General features: G+C 74.4%; 2 protein-coding genes. Both read right to left on the reverse strand.

From position 1 onward, the window contains the following. Nucleotides 1–1,275 (reverse strand): aldehyde dehydrogenase family protein (locus tag ACTUAL_RS31945; RefSeq protein WP_440902836.1); only part of this gene is annotated, 1,275 nt, incomplete at its 3' end. A 10-nt stretch (nucleotides 1,276–1,285) separates the two neighbouring features. After that, a complete protein-coding gene (locus tag ACTUAL_RS31950) occupies nucleotides 1,286–2,287 on the reverse strand; it encodes a proline racemase family protein (protein WP_440902837.1) in 1,002 nt (333 codons plus the stop codon). Between the last annotated feature and the right edge of the window lie 57 nt (nucleotides 2,288–2,344).

Below are 2,344 nucleotides of genomic sequence, written 5' to 3' on the forward strand. Positions count from 1 at the left end.
CGGGTACGGGCCGCCGTGGTGCTGCGCCCCGGACACGGTGACCCCGGTGGGCCAGTCGTTGTAGACCACCCGGCCGACCACGTCGGAGAGCAGCTCGACCACCTCGGCGGCGAGCGGGTCCCCGTCGGTGGCGGCCTGCACGGTGCCGGTGAGCTGGCCGGGCAGCGCGCGCAGCACCGCCGTCAGCTCCTCGGCCGACGCGTACTCGACCAGCAGCCCCGCCGGGCCGAACATCTCGGTCTCCAGCAGCTCCGGGTCGGCCGCCGCCACGTCCGCCCGCACCCGCAGCACGCCCGCCCGCACGCCCTCGTCGTTGGCCGGTCCCTCGGCCGCGACCGCGACCTCGGGCCGACCGGAGACGGCGGTGACCGCGTCCGCGTAGCCCTGCTCCAACCCGGAGGTCAGCATCCGGCCGGGCTTGGGCAGCTCGACCGACTTCAGGAACGCGTCGGCGTCCGGCACCAGCACCACACCGGGGTTCGTGCAGAACTGCCCGGACCCCAGGGTGAGCGAGCCGACCCAGCCCGTGGCGATGTCGCCGCCCCGCTCGGCCCACGCGGCGGGCGTGACCACGACCGGGTTGACGCTGCCCAGCTCCCCGTAGAACGGGATGGGCTCTGGCCGGGACGCGGCGATGTCGAACAGCGCCCGACCGCCCCTGGTGGACCCGGTGAACCCGACCGCCTTGATCCGCGGGTCGCGCAGCGCGGTCACCCCGGCCTCGACGCCCTCGATGAGCCCCAGCGCGCCCTCGGGCAGCGCGGCGGCCACGACGGCGGCGGTGCGCCGGGACAGCTCGGGGTGGCCGGGGTGCGCCTTGACCACCACGGGGCACCCGGCGGCCAGCGCGGAGGCGGTGTCGCCGCCGAACACGCTGAACGCGAACGGGAAGTTGCCGGCCGCGAACACCAGCACCGGCCCGATCGGCACCAGCGCGCGCCGCAGCGCGGGCTTGGGCCCCATGCCCCAGTCGGGGTCGGCGGGCTCGACGTGCACCGGCGCCAGCTCGCCCGACCGCAGCCCCTTGGCGAACAGCCGCGCCTGGAACGTGGTGCGCTTGAGCTCCCCGGTCAGCCGGGGCAGCGGCAGGTGCGTCTCGGCGTGGGCGAGCGGGATCAGCTCGTCGGCCGCGCCGTCGAGCGCGTCGGCGGCGGCCTCCAGCCATCCGGCGCGCTGCTCCAGCGAGGCCCGCCGCAGCGGGGTCCTGGCCGCCGAGGCGGCGGCGAGCACGCTCTCGACGTCAGCGGCGTCTTCCTGCAAAGCCTTGTCCGACAAGTGCTTCCCCTCAGAACTCGAAACCGGCGGGGTACGGGTCGGTCGGGTCGAGCAGGTACTGCCCGATCCCGGTGACCCAGGCGCGCCCGGTGATGGTCGGCACCACGGCGGGCTTGTCGCCCACGGTCGTCTTCCCCACCAGGCGGCCGGTGAACCTGCTGCCGATGAAGGACTCGTTCACGAAGTCCTGCCCCAGCGGCAGCTCGCCGCGCGCGTGCAGCTCGGCCATCCTGGCGGACGTGCCGGTCCCGCACGGGGAGCGGTCGAACCAGCCGGGGTGGATGGCCATGGCGTGCCGGGACAGGGTGGCGTCCGAACCTGGGGCGATGAACTCCACGTGGTGGCAGTGGTCGACCCCCTCGATCTCCGGGTGGTGCGGCGGAGCGGTGGTGTTGACGGCGTCCATGATCGCGAGCCCGGCGGCCAGGATCTCGTCCTTGCGCGCCCGGTCGAACGGCAGCCCGACCTGGTCGAGGTCGACCATGGCGTAGAAGTTGCCGCCGAAGGCGAGGCTGTACCGGATCGGGCCCAGCCCCGGCACGTCCACGACCTCGTCCAGCCGGTCGCAGTAGGACGGGACGTTGCGCAGGGTCACGCTGTCGGCGTGCCCGTCGCGGACGGCCACCTCGGCCACCACCAGCCCGGCCGGGGTGTCCAGCCGGATCGTGGTCACCGGCTCGACCACCTCGACCATGCCCGTCTCCACCAGGACCGTGGCCACGCCGATGGTGCCGTGCCCGCACATGGGCAGGCAGCCGGACACCTCGATGTAGAGCACGCCGAAGTCCGCGTCCGGCCGGGTGGGCGGCTGCAGGATCGCGCCGCTCATCGCCGAGTGCCCGCGCGGCTCGTTCACCAGGAGCTTGCGCACGTGGTCCAAGTGCTCGATGAAGTGCAGCCTGCGCTCGTTCATGGTGGCGCCGGGGATGACCCCGACGCCGCCGGTGACCACGCGGGTCGGCATCCCCTCGGTGTGCGAGTCGACCGCGGTGTACATCCGCGACGCGCGCACGTCAGGCCACCTCGGCCGCGCGCAGCGCCTCGATCCCGGCGACGGCGCGGCGCATGT

Source organism: Actinosynnema sp. (genome assembly GCF_052038725.1).